This window comes from Sporosarcina soli (assembly GCF_042655805.1).
Classification (GTDB): Bacteria; Bacillota; Bacilli; order Bacillales_A; family Planococcaceae; genus Sporosarcina; species Sporosarcina soli.
The window spans coordinates 113549-130877 of record NZ_JBHSNO010000015.1; the positions used below are offsets into that span (position 1 = coordinate 113549).

General features: G+C 46.3%; 23 protein-coding genes. 2 read left to right on the top strand and 21 right to left on the bottom strand.

What is annotated here, in order from left to right; genetic code table 11:
• Positions 1-10: 10 nt before the first annotated feature.
• A complete protein-coding gene (holA, locus tag ACFPRA_RS19530; protein WP_381438407.1) occupies positions 11-1027 on the bottom strand; it encodes a DNA polymerase III subunit delta in 1017 nt (338 codons plus the stop codon).
• A gap of 163 nt (positions 1028-1190) precedes the next feature.
• Between holA and ACFPRA_RS19535 the strand changes: the two genes are divergently transcribed.
• Positions 1191-1325, top strand: coding sequence for a YqzM family protein (locus tag ACFPRA_RS19535; protein ID WP_239391456.1), 135 nt, complete (start codon positions 1191-1193; stop codon positions 1323-1325).
• A 57-nt stretch (positions 1326-1382) separates the two neighbouring features.
• On the opposite strand, the gene ACFPRA_RS19540 is transcribed toward ACFPRA_RS19535, so the two are convergent.
• From ACFPRA_RS19540 to ACFPRA_RS19590, 11 genes are all read right to left on the bottom strand, one after another.
• The gene (locus ACFPRA_RS19540; protein WP_381438410.1) at positions 1383-3578 is read right to left on the bottom strand and encodes a DNA internalization-related competence protein ComEC/Rec2; all 2196 of its coding nucleotides are present in this window, start codon (positions 3576-3578) and stop codon (positions 1383-1385) included.
• Positions 3579-3670: 92 nt separating this feature from the next.
• Positions 3671-4234: a ComE operon protein 2 gene (locus ACFPRA_RS19545; protein WP_239391458.1), complete on the bottom strand. Its 564-nt coding sequence runs from the start codon at positions 4232-4234 to the stop codon at positions 3671-3673.
• 35 nt (positions 4235-4269) lie between these two features.
• Complete coding sequence (locus ACFPRA_RS19550) at positions 4270-4872, bottom strand: helix-hairpin-helix domain-containing protein (protein ID WP_381438413.1); 603 nt, start codon at positions 4870-4872, stop codon at positions 4270-4272.
• A gap of 114 nt (positions 4873-4986) precedes the next feature.
• Positions 4987-5733, bottom strand: coding sequence for a class I SAM-dependent DNA methyltransferase (locus ACFPRA_RS19555; RefSeq protein ID WP_381438416.1), 747 nt, complete (start codon positions 5731-5733; stop codon positions 4987-4989).
• Positions 5723-6070, bottom strand: a complete 348-nt coding sequence (rsfS, locus tag ACFPRA_RS19560) for a ribosome silencing factor (protein WP_381438419.1) — start codon at positions 6068-6070, stop codon at positions 5723-5725. Before rsfS ends, ACFPRA_RS19555 begins: the two co-directional genes overlap by 11 nt.
• 32 nt (positions 6071-6102) lie before the next feature.
• A complete protein-coding gene (gene yqeK / locus ACFPRA_RS19565; protein WP_381438421.1) occupies positions 6103-6657 on the bottom strand; it encodes a bis(5'-nucleosyl)-tetraphosphatase (symmetrical) YqeK in 555 nt (184 codons plus the stop codon).
• The gene (locus ACFPRA_RS19570) at positions 6647-7216 is read right to left on the bottom strand and encodes a nicotinate-nucleotide adenylyltransferase (RefSeq protein WP_381438423.1); all 570 of its coding nucleotides are present in this window, start codon (positions 7214-7216) and stop codon (positions 6647-6649) included. The genes yqeK and ACFPRA_RS19570 overlap by 11 nt, the downstream gene beginning before the upstream one ends.
• Before the next feature lie 16 nt (positions 7217-7232).
• Positions 7233-7523, bottom strand: a complete 291-nt coding sequence (gene yhbY, locus ACFPRA_RS19575; RefSeq protein ID WP_381438426.1) for a ribosome assembly RNA-binding protein YhbY — start codon at positions 7521-7523, stop codon at positions 7233-7235.
• Positions 7523-8353: a shikimate dehydrogenase gene (gene aroE / locus ACFPRA_RS19580; RefSeq protein ID WP_381438428.1), complete on the bottom strand. Its 831-nt coding sequence runs from the start codon at positions 8351-8353 to the stop codon at positions 7523-7525. The genes yhbY and aroE overlap by 1 nt, the downstream gene beginning before the upstream one ends.
• 13 nt (positions 8354-8366) lie before the next feature.
• Positions 8367-9467 (bottom strand): ribosome biogenesis GTPase YqeH, encoded by a 1101-nt coding sequence (yqeH, locus tag ACFPRA_RS19585; RefSeq protein ID WP_381438430.1) that lies wholly within the window; start codon positions 9465-9467, stop codon positions 8367-8369.
• 2 nt (positions 9468-9469) lie between these two features.
• Entirely contained in the window at positions 9470-9985 is a 516-nt protein-coding gene (locus tag ACFPRA_RS19590; RefSeq protein ID WP_381438433.1) for a YqeG family HAD IIIA-type phosphatase, read from the bottom strand.
• A gap of 237 nt (positions 9986-10222) precedes the next feature.
• Between ACFPRA_RS19590 and sigK the strand changes: the two genes are divergently transcribed.
• On the top strand, positions 10223-10924 hold the full coding sequence (sigK, locus tag ACFPRA_RS19595) for an RNA polymerase sporulation sigma factor SigK (protein WP_239391468.1): 702 nt from the start codon (positions 10223-10225) through the stop codon (positions 10922-10924).
• A gap of 237 nt (positions 10925-11161) precedes the next feature.
• On the opposite strand, the gene mtnN is transcribed toward sigK, so the two are convergent.
• The 9 genes from mtnN to ACFPRA_RS19640 form a co-directional block, all read right to left on the bottom strand.
• Positions 11162-11854, bottom strand: a complete 693-nt coding sequence (mtnN, locus tag ACFPRA_RS19600; RefSeq protein ID WP_381438437.1) for a 5'-methylthioadenosine/S-adenosylhomocysteine nucleosidase — start codon at positions 11852-11854, stop codon at positions 11162-11164.
• 41 nt (positions 11855-11895) lie between these two features.
• Positions 11896-12582 (bottom strand): YrrS family protein, encoded by a 687-nt coding sequence (locus tag ACFPRA_RS19605; protein WP_381438440.1) that lies wholly within the window; start codon positions 12580-12582, stop codon positions 11896-11898.
• A 528-nt stretch (positions 12583-13110) separates the two neighbouring features.
• On the bottom strand, positions 13111-13587 hold the full coding sequence (greA, locus tag ACFPRA_RS19610; protein WP_381438442.1) for a transcription elongation factor GreA: 477 nt from the start codon (positions 13585-13587) through the stop codon (positions 13111-13113).
• Positions 13588-13689: 102 nt separating this feature from the next.
• Positions 13690-14328, bottom strand: a complete 639-nt coding sequence (udk, locus tag ACFPRA_RS19615; protein WP_381438444.1) for a uridine kinase — start codon at positions 14326-14328, stop codon at positions 13690-13692.
• A gap of 37 nt (positions 14329-14365) precedes the next feature.
• A complete protein-coding gene (locus ACFPRA_RS19620) occupies positions 14366-15001 on the bottom strand; it encodes an O-methyltransferase (RefSeq protein WP_381438447.1) in 636 nt (211 codons plus the stop codon).
• Positions 15002-15036: 35 nt separating this feature from the next.
• Positions 15037-16161: an endolytic transglycosylase MltG gene (gene mltG / locus ACFPRA_RS19625; RefSeq protein ID WP_381438449.1), complete on the bottom strand. Its 1125-nt coding sequence runs from the start codon at positions 16159-16161 to the stop codon at positions 15037-15039.
• A gap of 166 nt (positions 16162-16327) precedes the next feature.
• On the bottom strand, positions 16328-16621 hold the full coding sequence (locus ACFPRA_RS19630) for a DUF1292 domain-containing protein (RefSeq protein ID WP_239391475.1): 294 nt from the start codon (positions 16619-16621) through the stop codon (positions 16328-16330).
• 13 nt (positions 16622-16634) lie between these two features.
• Positions 16635-17051: a Holliday junction resolvase RuvX gene (ruvX, locus tag ACFPRA_RS19635; RefSeq protein WP_381438452.1), complete on the bottom strand. Its 417-nt coding sequence runs from the start codon at positions 17049-17051 to the stop codon at positions 16635-16637.
• The gene (locus ACFPRA_RS19640) at positions 17048-17320 is read right to left on the bottom strand and encodes an IreB family regulatory phosphoprotein (protein ID WP_239391477.1); all 273 of its coding nucleotides are present in this window, start codon (positions 17318-17320) and stop codon (positions 17048-17050) included. Before ACFPRA_RS19640 ends, ruvX begins: the two co-directional genes overlap by 4 nt.
• Positions 17321-17329: the final 9 nt, after the last annotated feature.

Here is a 17329-nt window from a genome sequence, read left to right on the forward strand (position 1 = left end):
CGACCTTTTTTCATTTTCTGAGCGGTTCCATGAAAAACAATTCCAAGACGCGTTCTCTTTTTCCACCCGTCGATTTTAATTTATAATCGATTTCCGCAAGTTTGTCCAAAATAACAAGCAGCCTCTCCGCCTGAGGAATTTGCCGGTTTTCCATCATCAATTTCACCCGGTATGGATGGACGCCTAATGTTTTGGCAATTTGTTGTTGGTGGTATCCTTTTTTCCGCAATGTCCCTACATGGATCATCAATCTGATTTGACTAGCAATGAGCGAAGTGAGCATGATCGGTTCTTCCCCGTTCCGCAACAGATCGTGATAGATGGAAATTGTATCCGGCACTCTCCCCGCCACATAAGCATCCGTCAGCCGGAAAACATCCATTTCGGGTGTTCTCGGGACGAGCGATTCAATGACCGATGCGGTAATCTCGCCTTCTCCATTCAAATACGTACCCATTTTATTTATCTCTGTAGCTAATGTCAGCAGTTGGTCTCCTGCTATGTCGACAAGCAATTGGGCGTCCTCCGCTGAAATGTACGTTCCGATGGAGCTCGCCTCCTGTTGGATCCAAGCAATGAGGTCCTTCCCTTGGAGACGTTCGGCTTCGATGACGGTCGCCTGTTCTTTCATGATTTTTGTAATCCGTTTCCTGGCGTCCAACTTTTCGTAAGGGGCCATAAAGACTACCACAGCGGTCGGCGATGGATTTGCTAGCCATGTTTCCAGCATAGCCAGATTATGCGTCACTTTTTCCCTACTTTTATCTTGTGCTTTCAAAAAATTAGCGTTCCCCGCTATGATCAATTTTCGTTCTTGCAGAAACGGCAATGTATCGGCTTCCTCGATGACCGCTTCGACGGGCGTCTCTTCCAAGTCAAAGCGGATGAGTGATGCTTCATCCAGATCCGGCATTGCTTTTTTTAGTCGATTCACCGTCGTATCGAATATATGTTGTTCAAGTCCGGTTAACAAGTAAACCGGATCAATTTGTCCCGCAGCTATTTTCTTCCATACGGCATTCGCCACTTGTATCACCTCTTCAGCAATCCTCGACCTCAATTATACAGCAAGAACAACCGTTCATATGAACAATTTGTGTCTTTTTCTTTCACAAATCTAGAAAAAGGCGAAAGCTATGGATTTTTAGTGGACAATCATCTATACTAAAGTGGAATTAGGAGGGGTAGCAATGAATGAGTTTGAACATGACGTCCAGTCAAAACGTAATGATGCGATCGATTCGGGAGTTGGCTTTGTTGTCGCTTTCGTAGCTTTCTCAGCAATATTTGTTATTGCTACAATAATCGACGTAGTCGCCGGCTAATACAATAGCAGAAAAACGGTTTTGCATTTCCATTACGGAAATCGCGAAACCGTTTTTTCATTTTTCCATCGTAGTGATCTGGTAACGATCCCCTTTTATCGTAACAGTGATCGAACCTGATTCTGCGGTGGACATCGTTTTCAGTCCATATTCATGAAATCGATCTACAACTTCCGGATGCGGATGGCCATAGCGGTTATTCTTGCCCGCTGAAAAAATCGTCCACTCCGGTTGCAACGCCGCGATAAACTGCTCGCTACTGGACGTCTTACTGCCATGATGGCCCGCTTTCAAGATAAGGGAACTGAAAGTCGCTTGCCCGTATTTCTGAAGGAATCGCCTTTCCCCTTCTTCCTCCAAATCTCCGGTAAATAAAAAAGAAGGTCCCGATGTCGTCATATACAAGACGAGCGAGCTATCGTTTCCAACGTAATTCCCCGTCGTCGGACCAACATAATAGAATGCCGAATCCCCCATCGTCCATGAAATCCCTTCTTGCATCGGAACAATCGGGATGTTCAGTTGTTCCGCCAGCCGTAAAAGCTCCTTCATGCTTCGCTCTTCCTCACTCCCTGGTGAAATATGAATTTCTGTCACGGTCACCTCTTCTAATACTTCATCTGCCCCCTCCACATGATCCGCATCGGCATGCGTCAAAATCAGCTTATCAATAGTCGTGATGCCTCGGCCTTTCAAATAAGGGACGACAATTTTCCTTCCGACTTCAAACCTTTTGTCAGGCGTGCGCCAATCCGGTTCTCCGAATGCGATCGTTCCACCCGTGTCGATGACATAGACTGCTTTGCGATAAGGCAATTCAATGACAATACTATCCCCCTGTCCCACATCCAGATAAGTTACACGCAAGGAACTGTCTGTGTACGGTATGAAATGGATAAGCAGTGCCGGGACAAGAAGGTAAAGGATGCTCTGCCCAAATCGGGCTCCGCTTTCCCAACGGATGAGAAAAAACATAACACCTACGACGGCGATCGATGTCAACCATGCATCGGGTTTTCCAGGCGTCCATAACTGATAAGGCAAAGTGGCGATCCAACTTGTCACGTCGCCAACCACTTCCCTAAACGGCGCATAGACGTAGAACATACCGCCGACGACAACTGGCGACAAGAAGGACGTCAGCAACAGAATGATATTCGCAGGTAAAATGATGATGGAATAGAGCGGCACATAGACTAGATTCACAATAAATGATGAAATGGATAACTCGTGAAAATGAAACAGCAAGACGGGAAATAACGCCAGCTGACTAATGGATGTCACAAAAAACGACGTCTTCAGTGCGGAACGGGAAGTCGCCAAAATGGCCGATGAGTAGACGAGTGCGAATGCAGCCAAATACGATAACTGGAATCCCGGTTGAAACAATACATAAGGTTGCAGCCATATGAAAATAATCGCACTGATGGCCAGCGCGTCTTCCAACCTGATCTTGATGCGTCCTGAAGCGGCCAGCAGTACAAGGACCGTTGCAGACACCGCCCGCCAGACCGACGGAGCCCCACCTGCTAGTACCGCATAGCACGGCAATAGGAAGATCAGCAAGAGATCGACCGTTTCCCGCCTCATGCTAAGCCGTAGCAACGTACTACGGAAAAGAAACGTCAGCAACCCGACGTGTAACCCGGAAATGGCAAACAGATGAGTGATGCCTAGTGTCCGATAATCCGCAGCCAAATCTTCATCCATCCCGCTACGGTCTCCGATCAATAGAGCTTCCGCCTCCACGACCAATGATTCCGGGAAGACCTTTCCGATATGATTTTTCACTTTGCGCCGCTGTTCACGCAACTTAACGCCGATGCCGGATCGCTGATCGATTTTCAACAAAGTCTCCGCCTCAAAAATTCCCGACGCGCCGTACATCTGCATATATTTTTGCATATCGAAAGAAAACGCATGTGAAGGGAGCTCCGGTTCCCGAAAAGAACCGGTGACCGTCCATCGCATGGAAGGAAGCGGGGCATCTAGAAACAGGTTTTTCTCCCGTTCATTTTTAAACGGATAGATGGCATAGACAGTCAACCCTGTTGATGTTTTCGCAAAGCCTTTCAGCTTGCCGCCGTCAATTTTCACATTATCCGACCAAGTCAACGTCAATATGGCCGGTCCGGGTTCAATCGTTTCCGGTAAGTTTGCTGAAATGACAAAGAAAGAGAGACAAGTAGCCAAAACTGCGAGGATAGGTGTGAGGAAATCTTCTTTTCTACGTAGAAAAATGGGGAGTAACAACAGATTAAGGTACAGTAAATGGACCGGACCGTATACGGCGAATGCCGATACGGCTACCGGAAATACGATATAGATGACACGGACACGCGAGATTATTTCCCGAATAAGTCATTCACCCTTTGTGTATAGGGAGCCAGTTCTTCGTCTCTTAGACCGAGTGTCTGCATTTTTTGAAGCAATTCGTTGAATAGTTCCAGTTTCTGTTCGCTGGAAAAATCCACTTTCTTTTCGTCGAATGGAATATGCTGTACGGTGACACCGGATTGTTTAAATAACTCGATGGCATATTCGCTATTTTTGTAATCCGTGGCATAGATCACATGACGGATACCCGATTGAATGATAGCCTTCGAACATTGAAGACAAGGAAAATGGGTGACATACAACGTCGAGCCTGCAACTGGAATACCGTATTTCGAGCATTGCAGCAAGGCGTTCATCTCCGCATGGATTGTACGGATGCAATGATTGTCCACGACATAACAGCCGTGATCGATGCAATGGTCCCCTCCTGAAATCGATCCGTTATAGCCTCCAGCGATAATCCGATTCTCTCTGACGATTGTCGCACCGACTGCAAGTCTTGTACATGTACTTCTCACTGCTAATAGATGGCATTGCGCCATGAAAAACTGGTCCCATGTAATGCGCTCCATATGGACCCCTCCTCGTATAGATAAGATTTAAGCAATCATTTCACTGTAATTTGCGATTCCAGTTTCTCAAATGTTTTTTGTCCGATTCCGGACACTTCCATCAATGATTCAGGCGTTTTGAACAGTCCATGATCCGTCCGGTATTGAATGATGGCGGTAGCTTTTGCAGGACCGACACCCGGAATGGTCATCAGTTCTTGCTCATTCGCTGTATTAATATTGACTCTTCCACCATTTTGTCCCGCGCTTGTCCCAACTGTCGCCGTTTGGACGATGTCGATCGGCTCTTCCCCAACGCTCGGGACGTAGACGACAAATTCATCCGTCAGTTTTAAGGCATGGTTCAACATGCGGGAATCCGCATCGGGTAAATAGCCGCCTGCCGCATGGATAGCATCGATCAGACGGTCTCCTTCCGATAACGAATAGACGCCAGGATGTTGAACAGCCCCTTTCACATCGACCACGATGGGTTCGGGGACAGGCGGAAGGGTCGTCTCATTTTCTTCTATTTCTTCTTCAATCAGTTCAGGGAATGGGTTGGAGTCGCTCATAACATATGTTTGATCGTCGTCCTGTCCTTTGGGGAAGAACAGAAAAGCGCTGACGATAGCGACTACAGCAATGGGGGTGATCATCTTACGCCACTTGCCGGATACAAGCGAAAGAAACAGTCGTATTCACCCTTTCTTTGGCGGCATCCATATGGAGTCTCTTTCAATATAAATGAATGACCGCCAAAAATCAAAGGGTTATTTTCTTACTTGAAAAAAGATTCTTTCACTTTCTTCGTCAGGCGCTAAATCTTCCCAATCTGCAAAAATCCGTTCGATTGAAAAACCCGCTTCCTCCAGCATATTGACATAGTCATGTACCGGGAATGTCCGCTGTGTATGGACTTCATCAAACCGTCGATAGGTATCATGTTGTTCTTGAATGAAAAAAGCAAGTTCCGAATAAACGGAATGGGGATGCTCCCCTTCCTCCGTTTCCCATATGTAAGCGATTCGACCGTTATCGAACGTAAAAGGTCCCTCCATGAAAATGACATCCGTCTTAAATGTGGAATGGACGTCAAAGAGGAGCGTCCCTCCCACAGCCAGTGCCGTATGAACGTTGTGTAAAGTTGAAAGGACCTCTTCACGTTCTTGTAAATAATTCAGCGAGTCAATCGCAATAACGGCCGCATCATAGCCGGTAAAGCCCGCTAATTGTTGCATCGGCTGCTGCACGAACTTCACAGGCAAGGAATGTGCTTGCGCCCTTTTTTCCGCAATGGCCAACATGTCAGCGGACAGATCGATCCCTGACACGTCAGCCCCTTGTTTTGCCAATTGGACAGATAACAGACCCGTTCCGCAACCGATATCCAAAATACGTTTGCCGCGAAGTCCTCCCGTTGCCGTCATGACGAGTTCCACATACGTCTCATACGGGATATCCGTCATCAGCTCATCATAGACGGCAGCGAACTCTCCATAAGACCGATTAGTTTCCATTGGTCATATTCAACAACGGGGCATCCCCCCAAAGTTTTTCCAGATTATAGTATCCACGCTCGTCACGATGGAAGACATGTACGACGACATCGCCAAGATCGACCAGCACCCATCTCGCCAAGTCGAGGCCTTCCATTCGTTTCACAGGATGACCGATTTCCGCCGCTTTATCCGCCACTTCTTTTGCGATAGCTTGTACTTGTCGCTCCGAATTGGCATGACAGATGATAAATTGATCTGCAATCAGCGAGATCCCTTCCATGTTTAAAACGACGATATCTTCTCCTTTTTTATCATCCACCGCTTGGTAAGCTGTTGTTAGTAATGTAGTTGTCATTGTTTCACTTTTCCTTTCCGAATGTCCTTGACTCAATCGATGTATGCATTATAACAATCGATCGAATCCGGATAGACCGAGACTTTTTTATTCACCAAATACTTCACCGACTGATAGATGCAAGCGCCCATCGCTGCATGGAGATTTTCATTTGCAAGCTCCCTCAATGTTTCCACGCCTGGAAAATCGCGTCCGGGCTCAATCATATCAGCAACATAAATCAGTTTTTCAAGATCGGACATTTCTGCTCGTCCAGTTGTATGATAACGGATCGCATGCACAATATCCGGATCTGCAACGTTGAAATCTTTCTGCGCAATTACCGCACCGACGGGACCATGCCATAGTTCGTGATGGAAGTCGAGCAGTCGCGGATCTTCTTGTTCCCGTTCCAATATGTCTCGTAAGTCTGTTTTGGACATGCATTTTGCAATATCATGGAACAAAGCCGCCTGTTCCGCTTTCATCACAGAAATGTCGTAACGCACTGCCATCGATTTAGCTTTCTCAGCGACACGAAGCACATGTTCATAGCGTGATTGTGTCAATCGTTCTTGCAAGACTTTTTTCAACTGTTCAACATCCATATAGGCCCACCTCCCGGATAAATGCCTCCACTTCGTGGGGAATCAAAAAACGGACTGTTCGCTTTTCCGAAAAACGTTCCCGAATCAATGAGGATGACAAGTCGATCTGCGGAATGTCCACCAGTTGGACTGGATACTCCGTTTCTCCACTGTTTCCTGGTCGATTGACCCCGATGAATTGGACAAGTCGAACAAGCTCATCAATCCGATACCATGTCGGCAACTGATCGATCATATCCCCACCAATGATGAAATGGAAGGACGTCTCCGGCTCTATGACCGTCAGCATTTTCATTGTCTCATACGTATAGGATACGCCGCCTTGTTCCACTTCAAACGGGGAAGCCGTCAAACCTTCTATCCCTGACACGGCAAGTTCGACCATTTGCAGGCGTTCTTCCGCCGTTGCATCGCCTTGTGCCACTTTATGGGGTGGAACGGCGGTCGGCATAAGTCGAACTTCGTCCAGCCCCAAGGCATTTTTCACTTCGTTTGCGACGATGAGATGCCCAATATGAGGAGGATTGAACGTACCGCCAAGTATGCCTACCTTTTTCATGGAAGCCAATCCCTCCTTATGGCAAGACGATGCGTTTCTTCTCTTTGGACTCTTTATACAGAATGAGGATATTGCCGATCACCTGAACGACTTCGAGTCCTTCCCGCTCCGACAATTCAGCCGCAATGTCGTTTTTATCTTCTTCACAGTTTTGTAGAATATTCACTTTGATCAATTCTTTCGCTTCAAGCGCTTCTTCGATTTGATGGATAACTGACTCCGTCAATCCACTTTTTCCGATTTGGAAAATGGGTTGTAAATGATGCGCTTCACTGCGTAGAAATCTTTTTTGCTTACCTGTTAACATTATTTCCCTCCAACTATTGCTGTTATTTTTTCAATTGTTTTTTCCGTAGCGGGACGAATGCCTGTCCATTTCTGGAACGCAAGGGCGCCCTGATGGACGAACATGCCGACCCCATTCAACGTTTTAGCTCCATTGTTGCGAGCTTGTTCCAAAAATTCCGTTTCGAGCGGATTATAAATGATATCTGCGACAACCGCATCGGCGGCTATGTTTTTAGGATTCAGCGGCATTCCTTCCTGCGCGAAATTCATGCCGACTGAAGTTGTTTGGACAATCAAACCATAATCGGCTAGCGTCTCTTCCGCTTCTGCCAGTGATTGTGCACTGGCACCCTCGAGATTCGCTGCCAATTGTTGCGCTTTTTCCACTGTCCGGTTTGTAATGACAATCGGACCATAACCCATGTGTTCCAGCGCAAAAGCGATCCCCCGCGCGGCTCCACCCGCACCGATTAAAAGAACTTTTCGCCCTTTACACTGTTCCCCATATGCTTCCTCCAATGATTGGACAAAACCGAGCCCATCCGTATTGGAGCCGACAAGGATGCCGTCCGGCAAAACATGCACGGTATTGACAGCTCCCATCTGCTCGGCAGACGGATCCAATCGATCCAGAAATGGAATGATGGCATTTTTATGTGGAACGGTCACATTCCAACCGTTGCATCCTAAGGATTTTAAACTTTCTACTGCTTGTTCAAGTTTTTCCGCCTGAATATGAAGCGGAATATACGTGGCATCGATTGCATTGTCATCAAACCATGCTCCATGCAAACCAGGCGACATGGATTGTGCAATCGGGTCACCGATGACCGCATACCATTTTTTCATCGAACACTCCCCCTTAAATGAGCGAAGGCCTCAGTACGACATCTACCCCACGAGGCGCATGAACGGCAATGACAACGTCCGGATGTTGGACAGTGATCCAGCCCAGACCTGAAATGACGATATCCGTTTTCGCTTTTTTTATCGAATATTCATGCCGTACGAATGGCGGCAATTGTTCCAGCGACTCACCCGATGGAGGTGATAGCATATCACCGAGATGTTTTTCATAAAGCGCATCTGCATTGTCCAATTTCGTCCGATGAATCGGCAACTCATTGGACACATGGATCGTAAAGGATGAACGATCTCCTTTGATAAAATCGAATCGGGCAAATCCGCCGATGAAAAGTGTCTGTTCCGGATTCAATTGGAACACTTTCGGCTTCAACTCTTTTTTCGGCGTAATGGCTTTCAAATCTTTCGCATCCAGATGGTGTGCAATTTGGTGATCGTTGATAATCCCAGGAGTATCGTAAATCGCTTTCCCATCATCGAGTGGGATCTCGACAAGATCCAAAGTCGTCCCCGGGAAATGGGATGTCGTAATGACTTCTCCCACTCCTGTCGCCTCTTTAATGATGCGATTGATGAAGGTCGACTTTCCGACATTCGTACAGCCGACAACGTAGACATCTTTGCCTTTCCGTATCGTATCGATCGCCGCCAACGCCTCTTCCATCCCATGCCCTTTATGGGCGGAGACGAGAAGGACATCGATCGGTTTCAAACCGAGCTTCACCGCTTCGGCTCGCATCCAATTGATGAGTCGATTGCGGTTGACGGACTTCGGCAACACGTCCGACTTATTGCCGATCAGCAAAATATCTTTATGGCCGACGAAACGGTGTAGGCCATTGATCCAACTGCCGTTGAAATCAAAGATATCGACGATCTTGACAATCATGCCGTCTCTTTCCCCGATCCCATTCAAGATATTCAGGAAATCATCGCCCGATAAGGAAACAGGCTGCAACTCATTATAGTTCCGCAACCTAAAACATCGCTGGCAAATGACTTCCTCTTTTTCCAAGGAGGCAGGCGGTGCATAGCCTTCCACTTTCGGATCTTCCACTTGGATCGTGATGCCACATCCGATACATTTCAATTGTTCCAAACTTATTCCTCCCACTTGATCAGGCCTTTCCGTTTCAGTCCGGCCATGATTCTTCTTTCCATCATCCTGTTAAACTTTGTAAAAAATCCATCTGAGTTCGCGACCGGCACGACGAGGATCGTATGTAAACCTTTTCGATTGCCGCCGAGGATATCGGTCATCAGCTGGTCACCGATGACCACAGCTTCTTCTTTTCGAATCCCCATGGCCGTCAATGCTTTTTTAAAAGATTTACGCATCGGTTTCCGCGCATCACAAATGAAAGGCGTTCCAATGGGATCACAGAACGTTTTTACCCGCATTTCATTATTATTGGAGACAATCGTCACTTGTATGCCAGCTTCCTTCATGGATTTCATCCAGTCGATGATTGCTGGAGTCGCTTCTGGACGATCCCATTCGACAAGGGTGTTGTCCAAATCTGTAATAATGCCTTTAATCCCCTTTTCTTTCAGCACTTCCGGTTTGATTTGAAAGATGTCTTTCACATATTCATCCGGTAAAAAATAGTTATACACGAAATCCACTCCGATTAAGTTCTAATTCTGAAACGATTATAACATAACGCTCCCCCTTTCACGCACCGAAAAGAAAAGAGCAGGTTGCACTTCCTCCCACCCGCTTCCTCGGCAAATCGCCTTGTTCAATAGCTAAGCAAAATAGGACATCCTTTAGCGCCTGTCCGACCGAAAAAACGGTGATATGGCAAGACATGACCGCATATGCTGTCATACAACGACACAGGAGGTGACCCGATGAGTGGGTTGGTCATGGCAATTGTCCAGCTATGGCTAGAAGTTCCTGCGATGATTGGCTACATCCGAGGGCAGGCATTCCAACGGCCCCTCTCGAAAGAAGAAGAAGCAGCATGTCTAAAACGACTGGCCGAGGGCGATGAGGATGCAAGGGATGAACTGATTGAACGCAATATGCGCCTCGTCGCTCACATCGTAAAAAAATTCCATCCAAAACACGAATTACTTGATGATTATATTTCAATCGGCACAATCGGGCTGATGAAAGCGGTAAACAGCTTCACGCCAGATCGAAAAACCAAGCTGGCCACATACGCCGCCCGCTGTATTGAAAACGAAATACTGATGTACTTGCGCACGCAGAAAAAAGTACAAAAAGACGTCTCTCTCTTCGATCCGATCGGCACGGATAAAGATGGCCAATCATTGCAGATTGCTGATTTACTTCAGACAGATGATGAAACACCGGTCGACGCCGTCGAGCAAAAAGAGCGCAAAGAAAGACTGTATCGCCATCTTGGGAAACTGGATGGACGGGAATTGGAAATCATTCAACGTAGATACGGTCTGTTGGACGATCAGCCGATGACGCAAAAGGAAATTGCAGAGCAGCTCGACATTTCCCGGAGTTATGTTTCCCGTATTGAAAAGCGGGCAATTGTTAAATTGTATCAGTTATTCAAACATGAGTATAATGAATAACCGCTCGGTTCTGCCGCAAGCACCCTTTACAAACAAAAAGGCGTTTCCATGCGGGAGTGATCCCAGCATAGGAAACGCCTCTTCTTTTTACTTCAGTCCGCACGAACCTCTCTGGCAATGACGACTGCGATGATGGTTGATGCGATAAAAACGCCTGCCATTAGAAAAAACATGTACAAACCCTCCTCGAAACCTATCTATTAAGATGTATTCTATCATCATTTTACCATGAAACCTTTAAAGTTTCGAGATGGCTTTTAAAACAATATCCGTTGAATGTCGGGCAGCAACCGGTAAGAATTCATCAAAACTGATGGACGATTCTTTGCCTGCAATATCTGATAATGCACGGATGACGACAAATGGCGTTTCGAATTGATGACAAACTTGCGCAACGGCTGCCGCTTCCATTTCAGCCGCAATCATCGTCGGAAATAGCCGTTTCACTTCTTCCACATGTGCAGCATCACTCATAAATGTATCGCCTGAAGCGATCAAGCCGGTTGCATGGGCGTGTTTCCCAATTTCCTCCACCGCATCACGGGCCACTTCCACAAGTCGTGCATCCGCTTCATACGCGGCTGGTTGCCCTGGCACTTGTCCGTGAACATAGCCAAATGCCGTGACATTGACGTCGTGATGCCGTACCTCGTCAGAAATAACGACCGTGCCGACTTCTAAATCTTCTCGGAAACCGCCTGCCGATCCTGTATTGAGGACGACATCCGGTTTAAAATGTGTCAGTAGAAGCGCCGTTGCAACCGCTGCATTCACTTTACCAATGCCACTCTTAACGAGGACGATTTGTCGGCCTTCTATTTCCCCTTCTATGAATTCACATCCAGCAATGGTCGTCGTTTGTGGCGAAGCCACTTCTTCCCGTAGGTATTCCACTTCTTCTTCCATAGCTCCGATTACGGCAATTTTCATTCTGTTTCCCTCCAAATTTGCTTTACAGGTTGGACTACCCTTCAATAGTCAAAATCCAATGTCGTCAAGACATCCATTTTCACTGGTTTCCAACCTTTTTCGTCCACCCATTCAAGGTAAACCCGGTATTTCTTTTCGTTATCCCGGGAGGATACGATACCTACTGATTGTTGCGGTCCACCGCCATTTTTGATTTTCCAAAAAATCATGGAATCATATGGCAAGCCCGTCGCATAGGCAAGAGCTTTTTTCTTTTCTTCCCAATCGACCGATTTACCGTCGTATGAGGAGATATGTTCTCCTGTTTGGGTTGTCCCGATCGGCTGCCATGATGTGTCGATGACCGTTTCCTTGATGACCTTATCCTCTGACGGAACGATTGTCACCGTTCCTGGACTATGAGTATTGTCTTCCTCCGGTTGTCGGTTTTCTTCATTTCCGATTTCCGGATCATTCTCAAGTTGCAGGTCATTTCCATCTTCGTCATGTTCATCAGTCACATTGCCAGTGGGTGCCTGTTCTTCCGTATTCGCGTTGTCCTCGGTTACCGTCTGATCGGCAACAGCATCTTCGTCGGCCTGATCCTCTCCCCCTTGAAGGATGATGGATGTAGCAACGACAATGATCAGCAATACCACTATCCCAATCAACAGATTCAATATCCGATTCGAACGATTACGCCTTTTTTTTCTTCGAGTCCTCGAAAAATTCGGTTCTTCTTGTGCCATACGCAATCATCTCCGTTTCATTGAAATCCGAAATTCTCCATGCTTTAGACGATTGAAACGACGACAAGTTTCCTCATTGGACGAATAACAAATGCTTGTCAACGTCGATGAAGAGAACAAAAGCGCAGGGCGCCTGCTTTAAAGGAACGCAGTCTAAGTGCGCGACGTCCTGTCGCAACGACTGCATAACCCGCATCGTGCGGGCCTCAAGCATAAGACGGAATTAGGAAGGCATTCTAAGTTCGCCGCGTCCGGCGGCAACGACTGCATGACCCACGTCCTGTGGGCCCAAAAGGCGCTTTTTGCCTCACAGCCAAAACGGCTTTCAAAGATGCCAGCCTAAGTGCGCCACGTCCTGTGAGGTGCCTTAATTTCCGCAAAAAACGCAGAAACACGGCAAATCAACCCCTTCGCTGTTTGATTGGCAACGGCTGCCTGACTCACGTCCTGTGAGCCTCCGAGCGTCTGGCGACCGGAGCCTAGACGATGAAAAAACCGCCCTCGTCGTGACAGGCGGCTATCCGTAGGTCATTTAATTTCAAGGATGACAACCGACATCTTCCCACCAGGTGTGACGATTTCCACTTCATCATCCTTTGAACGACCGATGAGTGCTTTCGCAATCGGAGAATCATTTGAAATGAGACCTTCCATCGGGTTTGCTTCTGCAGAACCGACAATGGTGTATGTCTCTTCATCCCCGTCCGGCAATTCTTTGAATGTAACCGTTTTCCCGAGTTGTACCTCATCCGTATTCAATTCGTCTTCTGTGATAATGACCGCATTGCGAATCATCGACTCAAGAGTTGAAATTCTACCTTCTACAAATGCCTGATCCTCTTTTGCAGAATCGTACTCCGAGTTTTCAGAAAGGTCACCATAACTACGTGCAATTTTAATGCGCTCGACCACTTCTTTTCGCTTTACAGTTTTTAGGAATTCCAACTCTTCTTGTAGTTTTTCTTTCCCAGATGCTGTCATTGGAAATTTCTTTTCAGTAATCATTACACACCACTCCTCATATTCCTGTTCATAAAAATACTATGCCGCTCCTCCTAGAGGTATGCGACATAGTGGTCATCTATATAGAATTCTGTCATCATCATATTACAATTCCGTTCCAGATTCAAGAATTGTTTTTATTTTTGTAACCATCAGGTCTATTGCCACTTCATTATGACCACCTTCTGGAATGATGATATCTGCATACCTTTTCGTCGGTTCGATAAATTGGTTATGCATCGGGCGGACGACCGACAAATACTGCTCGATCACAGAATCGATTGTTCTGCCGCGTTCGTTAATATCCCGCATAATCCGGCGAATAATGCGCAAATCCGCATCTGTATCAACGAACAGCTTAATGTCCATCAATTCACGTAGCCGAGGATCTTCGAGTACTAAAATCCCTTCTAAGATGATAACATCTTTTGGTTCAATGTAAACCGTTTCGGCTGACCGTGTGTGAAGCGAATAATCATAGACCGGCTTTTCAACCGGTTGCCGATTCAGCAAACGGGCAATATGTTCGATCAATAAATCCGTGTCGAATGCCAACGGATGGTCGTAATTCGTCTCCAGTCGTTCCTCGAACGCTAAATGCGATTGATCTTTATAATAATAATCCTGTTCGATGACAACTACGGAATGTTCTTTGAACACCTCATAGATCGAATGTGTAACACTCGTCTTCCCGGAACCTGAACCGCCTGCGATTCCGATTACGAGGGGTTTTCTATCTTTCATCTTCTCTTCAGATTCTCCTTATTCAAGCGACTGCCCCTTATTTTTTCACCGCAATTAACAACCCATCCCCTACCGGAAGCAAGGAAGCTTCATAATCGGGATGTGTCATGATCCACCGCGTGAATTCCTTCAAGTTCCGGATCATCGTGCGCTTGCGTCGCGGCACTTCTTCGTCTTCGAGCAGTACCATACCATGCATGAACATATTATCGCAATAGATGACACCTGAAGAAGTGACTGTAGGTGCATATTTTTGAAAGAAAGCTTGATATTGACCTTTTGCCGCATCAATAAAAAGCGCATCATAAGACCTAGCGAAAATGTCCGGCTCTTCAGTTTGTAAAGCATCCGCTTCGATAATCGTAATTTGGTCTTCCCATCCACTCCGTCGGATATAGTCAACCGCCTTCTCGTATCGCTCATGATCCCTTTCGATCGTCACAATGGACGAATCAGTCAATGCTTCGGCGATCCGAATGGCGGAATACCCGATGGCACTACCAATTTCAAGTATTTGTGCCGGCTTATGGATCCGCAAAAGACTGATCAACAGATCCATTCCTGCACGGTCCATGATCGGGACATGATGTTCCACAGCATATTGTTCCATTTCAATAATCAAGGCACTCTGCTCTTGCCTAAAACCGGCTAGATAGGCCTCATAATTGTCCATTCCGTTCACCTTCCTAAAAGGTTAAAATGTCGCGATCAGTCGCCTGATAAATAGCGGTCACGGTTTTTCAAATGCTGATCATACGAATCCGTGAAATGGTTGACGCCTTCCTTATCTGCCAAAAAGTATAGATAATTCGTTTCAGCAGGTGCGACAACCGCTTCAAGGGAAGACTTTCCTGCTCCAGCAATCGGGCCGGGTGGTAAGCCTTTATTCTTATACGTATTATACGGATCCGCCACTTCCAAATCGGCATAGAGGACACGGTCTTTATGGGCCCCTAACGCGTACAGGACGGTCGGATCGGTTTGCAACGGCATATCGATGTCCAATCGATTGTAGAAGACGCTCGCTATCGTCTCACGATCGGATTGTGCTGTCGCCTCTTCTTCCAGTAAGGATGCAAAGGTTAATAGCCAATGCACTGATTTCTCTTCACTTTGAAGATAGTCCAAATACGGTGTGACATTGGTAGCCGTCGCTTGGACCATGGCATCGACAATCGTTTCGACAGAAGGATTTTCTTCATAGAAAGGATAGGTCGCAGGGAATAAATAACCTTCCAACGGATATTTAATCTGATCCCCTTTAATATCCTCGGTCAAAATTCGTGAATATTTTCCAATCAGCCGGTCAATTGTCGCTTCATCTCCAACGTAATTCAGAAATTCCTCTTCTGTGATATTCGTTTCTTTTTCAACAATTTTCGCAATTTGTTTCAATGTTAACCCTTCAGGAACTGTTATTGTAAAGACCGGTTCCCGATACACTTTGCCCGTTTTCAAACTTTCGATCAACTCGTCGGGCGTCATCGCTTTTGTCAATCCATATGTCCCCGCTTGAAATTGGGACTCATTATTAAATTTTGCATAGTATTTAAAAATACGTGCGTTTTTAATAATTCCCTTTTCTGCAAGTTTAGCAGATATCGTATCAAGACCTGAGCCGATCGGAATTTCCACTTCAATGACTTCCTCTGCATCTGGATCAACAGGCTGCAGTGCCCCCGTTACATACTTATAGGCGCTACGTCCACCGATCAGACCGATCAGGAGAAGGACAAGCGTGATGCCAAATACAATCCGTCTGACAACTTTCACTTCCTTCTTCTTTTCAAGCATTCGCTCGAACATCATCTCTTTTTTTGATTCTTTTCCCAAATGAATTTCACCTCTTCTGCTTGAAACTGCGAACCTTCCATTCAACCTTCATTAGCCAGATGCTATCGTTGGCAAACGTACAGACGATCGCTCAATCACTATGTATTCATTTAAGCAACGAAGAAAAACGGAACGGTCTGCACCGTCCCGTCCGTGCACATATGGATTAGTCTTCGTCCTCTTCTTCCGCTAGGAAAGTATTTAACATTTCCTCGATCATTTCCCACTCTGCATCATCTTCAATCGGGAAGAGTTCGCCATCCTCATTGTCCTCGGAAGGAATAAATGCAGATGCATGGATTTCGACTTCTTCGTCGTCATCTTTCTCTTCACCATCTAATACATGATAAAGGACATAAGATTTTCCGAATTCTTCTGAGTCGAATGTGAATATTACTTCGCACACATGCTCATTACCGTTTTCATCGACGATTGTCATTGTTTCTTGTCCGTGTTCCAAACTGATCACCTCATTAGTTTTTTGAATCAAGATACCCTTGGAGTATCATGACTGCAGCCATCTTATCGATGACGGTCTTCCTTTTTTTTCGGCTGACATCCGCGTCGATCAGCATCCGTTCAGCTGCCATCGTCGTCAATCGTTCGTCCCATAATGTGACAGGAAATCCGAATGTCTCCGTTAACAGACGCGCATAGTTTTCGGAAGCTTCCCCTCTTGGGCCGATCGTGTTGTTCATATTCTTCGGATAGCCAACGATAAACTCGTTCACTTCGTATTCTTGAACAAGTTCGCGGATTCTTTCCATGCCAAACTGGCCGGCACTTTCATCGATCTTAACGGTTTCGATGCCCTGGGCTGTCCACCCAAGGGCATCACTGATCGCAACGCCAACCGTTTTGGTTCCTACATCCAATCCCATGATCCTCAATCCGATTTCCCTCCGTTTTCACGGATATAAAACTTGACCAATTCTTCCAGAATCTCATCCCGCTCCAGTTTTCGAATCAGATTACGAGCATCCTCATGACGAGGTATATAGGCCGGATCTCCCGAAAGAAGATAACCGACAATCTGATTGATCGGATTGTATCCCTTGTCATCCAATGCCTTGTGCACATGGAGCATCACTTGCTTCACTTCCTGCTCCATCGATTCTTCAGGAAAATTGAATTTCATCGTCTTATCGTAAGAATCCATGATCGACAC

Bases quoted from the DNA above. Each gene is read 5' to 3' on its own strand.
- ACFPRA_RS19535 (WP_239391456.1), top strand. From the start codon at position 1,191: ATGAATGAGTTTGAACATGACGTCCAGTCAAAACGTAATGATGCGATC.
- ACFPRA_RS19545 (WP_239391458.1), bottom strand. From the start codon at position 4,234: ATGGAGCGCATTACATGGGACCAGTTTTTCATGGCGCAATGCCATCTA.
- ACFPRA_RS19550 (WP_381438413.1), bottom strand. From the start codon at position 4,872: ATGATCACCCCCATTGCTGTAGTCGCTATCGTCAGCGCTTTTCTGTTC.
- ACFPRA_RS19555 (WP_381438416.1), bottom strand. From the start codon at position 5,733: ATGGAAACTAATCGGTCTTATGGAGAGTTCGCTGCCGTCTATGATGAG.
- rsfS (WP_381438419.1), bottom strand. From the start codon at position 6,070: ATGACAACTACATTACTAACAACAGCTTACCAAGCGGTGGATGATAAA.
- yqeK (WP_381438421.1), bottom strand. From the start codon at position 6,657: ATGGATGTTGAACAGTTGAAAAAAGTCTTGCAAGAACGATTGACACAA.
- ACFPRA_RS19570 (WP_381438423.1), bottom strand. From the start codon at position 7,216: ATGAAAAAGGTAGGCATACTTGGCGGTACGTTCAATCCTCCTCATATT.
- yhbY (WP_381438426.1), bottom strand. From the start codon at position 7,523: ATGTTAACAGGTAAGCAAAAAAGATTTCTACGCAGTGAAGCGCATCAT.
- aroE (WP_381438428.1), bottom strand. From the start codon at position 8,353: ATGAAAAAATGGTATGCGGTCATCGGTGACCCGATTGCACAATCCATG.
- sigK (WP_239391468.1), top strand. From the start codon at position 10,223: ATGAGTGGGTTGGTCATGGCAATTGTCCAGCTATGGCTAGAAGTTCCT.
- mtnN (WP_381438437.1), bottom strand. From the start codon at position 11,854: ATGAAAATTGCCGTAATCGGAGCTATGGAAGAAGAAGTGGAATACCTA.
- ACFPRA_RS19605 (WP_381438440.1), bottom strand. From the start codon at position 12,582: ATGGCACAAGAAGAACCGAATTTTTCGAGGACTCGAAGAAAAAAAAGG.
- greA (WP_381438442.1), bottom strand. From the start codon at position 13,587: ATGATTACTGAAAAGAAATTTCCAATGACAGCATCTGGGAAAGAAAAA.
- udk (WP_381438444.1), bottom strand. From the start codon at position 14,328: ATGAAAGATAGAAAACCCCTCGTAATCGGAATCGCAGGCGGTTCAGGT.
- ACFPRA_RS19620 (WP_381438447.1), bottom strand. From the start codon at position 15,001: ATGGACAATTATGAGGCCTATCTAGCCGGTTTTAGGCAAGAGCAGAGT.
- ACFPRA_RS19640 (WP_239391477.1), bottom strand. From the start codon at position 17,320: ATGGATTCTTACGATAAGACGATGAAATTCAATTTTCCTGAAGAATCG.